The 4,874-nt window shown below is 63.6% G+C and carries 3 protein-coding genes; 2 read left to right on the top strand and 1 reads right to left on the bottom strand.

Annotated elements, in window-relative coordinates:
• Nucleotides 1–183 precede the first annotated feature (183 nt).
• Nucleotides 184–1,368: an OpgC domain-containing protein gene (locus tag BRAS3809_RS19945; protein ID WP_008963858.1), complete on the top strand. Its 1,185-nt coding sequence runs from the start codon at nucleotides 184–186 to the stop codon at nucleotides 1,366–1,368.
• Between the two features lie 159 nt (nucleotides 1,369–1,527).
• Nucleotides 1,528–1,932, top strand: coding sequence for a hypothetical protein (locus BRAS3809_RS19950; RefSeq protein WP_008963859.1), 405 nt, complete (start codon nucleotides 1,528–1,530; stop codon nucleotides 1,930–1,932).
• Nucleotides 1,933–2,536: 604 nt separating this feature from the next.
• On the opposite strand, the gene BRAS3809_RS19955 is transcribed toward BRAS3809_RS19950, so the two are convergent.
• Nucleotides 2,537–4,579, bottom strand: coding sequence for an acyltransferase family protein (locus tag BRAS3809_RS19955; RefSeq protein WP_035657088.1), 2,043 nt, complete (start codon nucleotides 4,577–4,579; stop codon nucleotides 2,537–2,539).
• Between the last annotated feature and the right edge of the window lie 295 nt (nucleotides 4,580–4,874).

Here is a 4,874-nt window from a genome sequence, read left to right on the forward strand (position 1 = left end):
CGGAAACGGCCGGGATGGGGTACACGAAACCTTCAGCACGGAACGGTGATTCCCATCCTGGACCTGACCGTTTATCGTGCCCCGTATAGTCATTCTGCCCTCCCGTGACAATCTCGGTCGACTGCCACGGCGCCTCCCTGCTCCCCGGACGTTTTCCATTCAAAACAGTGCGTTGAAGCGGCCATGAAAATCAATGCCACGCTGCCCGACAGAGGGCGCGACCTGCGGCTCGACCTGTTTCGCGGAATCGCCAATTGGGCGATCTATCTCGATCACATCCCCGACAATGTGGTGAACTGGATCACCACGCGAAATTACGGCTTCAGCGACGCGGCCGACCTGTTCGTGTTCATCTCCGGCTATACGGCGTCGTTCGTCTATGCGCGCATGATGATCGACCGCGGCTTCGTCGTCGGCGCCACCCGGCTGACCAAGCGGGTGTGGCAGCTCTACGTCGCCCATATCGTGCTGTTCGTCATTTACATCGTGGCCATCAGCTATCTCGCGACGCGGTTCGGCGTCTCCGAGATCATCGACGAGTTCAATGTGGCGGGCCTGGTCGATCACGCCAGCGACACCTTGGCGCAGGGCCTGATCCTGAAGTTCAAGCCGGTCAATCTCGACGTGCTGCCGCTCTACATCGTGCTGATGGGGTTCTTCCCGCCGGTGCTGTGGATGATGCTGCGCCAGCCGGACCTCACCATGATCGCCTCGATCGTGCTGTGGCTGGTGGCGCGCCAGATGGGCTGGAATTTCGCCGCCTATCCGGCCGGCACCTGGTACTTCAATCCGTATTGCTGGCAGGTGCTGTTCGTGTTCGGCTCGTGGTGCGCACTCGGCGGCGCCCGCCGCTCGATGGGCATCATCATGGCGCCGGCGACACTCTATTTCTGTCTCGCCTATCTGCTGTTCGCGCTGGTGATGACCATGGCGGGGCGCTTCCCCGACTTCGGCGCGATGTTTCCGCACTGGCTGTATTCGGCATTCAACCCGAACGACAAGACCAACCTCGCCCCCTATCGCTTCCTGCATTTCGTGGTGATCGTGATCCTCGTCATCCGCTTCGTGCCCAAGGAATGGCCCGGCCTGGAGTGGAAGGCGTTCGATCCGCTCGTCGTGTGCGGCCAGCAGTCGCTCGCCGTGTTCTGCGTCGGCGTGTTCCTGTCCTTTATCGGCCACTTCACCCTGATGCTCAGCTCGGGCTCGCTGCTGGCGCAGATCCTGGTCAGCGCCGCCGGTATCGCCATCATGACGACGGTGGCCTATTACATCTCGTGGTCGAAGCGACAGGACAAGCCGCTGCCGAAACCGGCGGCGCCCAAGCCGGCCGAGAAGACCGGCGAGCTCAAGACAGCCGCGCCCAAATGAGGCTGAAGGCCGCCCGCATGAGGCGGCCTTCCCCGTTGACCTGTATCAAGCCGGCGCTGGCCGGCGCTGGCTAAGGTCGTCAGCACAATGCTGCCGTGCCCCGGGGGACGCTTGTGCGCTCGCCCCTCAGACGCAGCGATTGCTGACAAGGACCAGATCATGCCGACCCATTTCCATGCCGTCGTGTGGCTCGATCACAGCCAGGCCAAGCTGTTTCACATCGGCCTCACCGGCGCCGACGAGCTGACGCTGCATCCGCATCTGCAGACCCAGCATCTGCATCACAAGGCCGACACCACCGGCAGCGGCCATGCGGCACCGGACAAGCACTTCCTCGAGGAGATCGCGAGCGCGCTCAACGATGCCGGCGAGATCCTGATCATCGGTCCCGCGAGCGCCAAGACCGAGCTCGCCAAATACCTGCACGACAAGCATCCCGCAGTCGGCAAGCGCGTCGTGGCGGTCGAGGCGGCCGATCATCCGACCGATCGCCAGATCGTCGCCTACGCCAAGCAGCACTTCAAGATGGCCCCGCCGCGCGTGATGACCGGCACCGCCGGCTGACGTCGCAACGGCACGACAACCGCCGCAGGGTCAATAGAGCTCGCGCGGGACGGCTTCAACGACAAGAATCCCAACCCGGCCGCGCCTCACGCGGCCGGGTTTGTTTTGGCCGGATGCCACGGGCACACGCGGACGACGTCATGCAGCCATACCGGCGCGCTCGCTGACGTTGCTTACGCCGACGCGATGAGCCCAAGCCGTTGATTTGATTTAGCGCAAAGACGCGAGGTCGCGTTTTCGATGATGTGAGGGCTGGCGGATGTTCCTTCCCCGGATTCACCCGCACCACTTCGGATGCTCCCGGGTCTTGCCGCTGCGGGAGCATCCGAACTTTTTTAGGCACGCCTCCCCATGGTAGCCGTTCATCAACGGGCACTGCACGCCCGCCAGCGCAATGTTGCCCGTCGTGGCGCAGAGGCACGGCGTCTTGATCGTGAAGGCCGCGTTCGGCCCGCTCGCACCGGGCTGTCCCACCGAGGAGATGCTGATCCCGCGGCGGTCTGGCGGGCGATGCAGCTCCTGAGCTCAGATCATGAAAAAACGAACGGCGCCGCCATGCCACGCCGCCAGTTTGCCGTCCGCAGATTGTCAGCTTGCAGCAGGCTCAGTCGCCGAGCCGCTCCATGATCAAAGGCGCGAGCTGCTGGCGCGCCAGCCACACCGACGCGAAGGGGCGCAGATGCACCGTATCCGCCGTAACGAGACCCTGTTTCGGGTCGTCGCCGAGATAGGTCAGACAGCCGTCGGCATTGCAGAACGCCTTCATCTCGTCGACGAATTCGAACGGCTCGTCTGCCTGCAGCTGCTCCTGGAACCTCTTCGTGAAAACCATCAACTCATCGTCGAGGTGACCGCGGATCCGGCGCGGCACGTCGGGCCAGTAGTTGTTCAGCACCACCTTGTATAAGAACGGCCGCCAGTGCGGCCGCTGCCCCAGCACCAGCACGTGCTTGACGCCGTAGCCCTTCACCTCTCGCGCAAACCGCCTGATATAGCCGATGTCGAAAGAGTTGTTGGAGGACAGCAGCAGCAACGTGGGTGGATCCGCCTTAATGCGCTGCAGAGCGAAATAGTTCGCCATGTGGCAGTGGTGAGTGGCGATGATGCGTTCGATCGGCTCGCTGACCTGGCACCCCGAGCTCCAGATCAGCAGGAGCGACAATTCCGGCGGCAGGACCTCGCGGAGTCCGTGATAGAGATCCGACGCGTTCGAATCGCCGAGGATCATCACGCTTTGGTCGGAATGGCGCGTATAGCAGCTCGGATCGATGGCGCTGCGCGGTGCAAGCGTTGGAATCTTGGCATCCCAAATATAGAAATTGCATCGGTTCTGAGAGATGAAGTCCGTGTATTCGGCCCCCAACCGTGGCGAGGCAGGGCTGAAGTAGTCCACATACGCAGCCCTGTCCGCATCCAGCCGCGCCGGAAAGCCTTGTTCGTGCACGATCACGGCGCCGGCGGCACCGATCGCGGCCACCGCAGCGGCGAGGCCGGGAACGAGGATTCGGGGCGTCCGCTTGCCGAAGCGAATCGGCCTTTCGACGAAGCGATAGGTGAGCCAGGCGAGCGCAACCGAGATCGCGATCACGGCTGCGAGAACCTGCGGCGGCGGCAGGTCGTAGCGGAACCGCGCAAAGGTGAGCAGCGGCCAGTGCCAGAGGTACAGGGGATAGCTGATCAGCCCCAGCCACTCCATGACCGGATTGCACAGCACCAGGCGGTTAAGCCAGCCCTCCGGACCTGCCAGAATGAGTAGGCAGGCCCCGACGACGGGCATCATCGCCCACCAGCCGGGAAACTCATGGCGCCGCGTGATGACGAAGATCGAGGCCAGGACAAGCGCCATGCCGGCCGTGGACAGGATGTGCCGATAGCCCCGATCGGCATCGTATCCGGGTTGGAACACCACGGCCGACAACGCCCAGGCAAGCAGGCGCTCAAGCTGCAGAACGATGGTCGGAGCGGCGGAAGCTAGCTGCGCGAGACCCGCGCCAGCGGCGAGCTCCCACAGACGAGCCAGCGGCGAATAGAACGCCGCGGCGGGGTTGGTCACGGTCATCGTCACGCCGTGCGCGAGCGAGGCGGCCAGCACGATCGAGATCAGGAAGAAGCGATTGAGGCGCAGCCGCCAGGCCAGCAGCATCAGCGCCGGCCAAACCAGGTAGAACTGCTCCTCGACGCCCAACGACCAGAGATGTAGCAGCGCCTTGGTGTCGGAGGCGACGTCGAAGTAGTTGGCCTCGCGCCAGAAGGCGAGATTGGCGACGAAGCCGGCGCCGGCAGCGGCGTGCTCGCCCAGCCGGGCGAAATCGTCAGGCAGCAGCAGCACGGCGCCGGTGACTAGGCAGAACGCCAGCACCACGATCAGCGCGGGGAAGATCCGGCGCACGCGGCGCTCGTAGAAGTTCAACAGACTGAACCGCTCGCCCCTAAGATCGGTCAGGATGATGGACGTGATCAGGTACCCCGAGATCACGAAGAAGATGTCCACCCCCACGAAGCCACTAGGGATCAGGCGGGGAAACGCGTGGAACAGGACCACGGCTAGCACGGCGACCGCCCGCAGCCCATCGATGTCGGACCGGTAGCCCGCCGCATGCGCGACCTTTGCCGCACCGGCCATGCCGTGCCCGTTCGTTCCATGCATGATGATCGCCCCACCCCTCCGCCATGAGTTGGCGGCAGCGGCATATGTTACCGGCACAACCCGGGAACGAGCAAGCGCAGTCTCGCGACTTCAGAACGAAAAAGCCGCCTTACCGGCCGTGCAACGGTCGGTGCACCTTCGACGGTGTCACCAGATATCCGTGCCCACAGCTCTTTGGCGCACTACAGGTAGCCTGGCCGAACCCATTACTGCAGCTCGTTCCAGATCAGCGTGCCGGTGACCGCATGGGTGAGCCACAGGTTTATGGAGGGCATGTTGCTATCTAACCAGCCGG

The sequence above is a fragment of the Bradyrhizobium sp. STM 3809 genome (assembly GCF_000239795.1).
Lineage (GTDB): Bacteria > Pseudomonadota > Alphaproteobacteria > Rhizobiales > Xanthobacteraceae > Bradyrhizobium.

Excerpts from the sequence above, each read along its gene's own strand:
- BRAS3809_RS19945 (WP_008963858.1), top strand. The coding sequence starts at position 184 with ATGAAAATCAATGCCACGCTGCCCGACAGAGGGCGCGACCTGCGGCTC.
- BRAS3809_RS19950 (WP_008963859.1), top strand. The coding sequence starts at position 1,528 with ATGCCGACCCATTTCCATGCCGTCGTGTGGCTCGATCACAGCCAGGCC.
- BRAS3809_RS19955 (WP_035657088.1), bottom strand. The coding sequence starts at position 4,579 with ATGCATGGAACGAACGGGCACGGCATGGCCGGTGCGGCAAAGGTCGCG.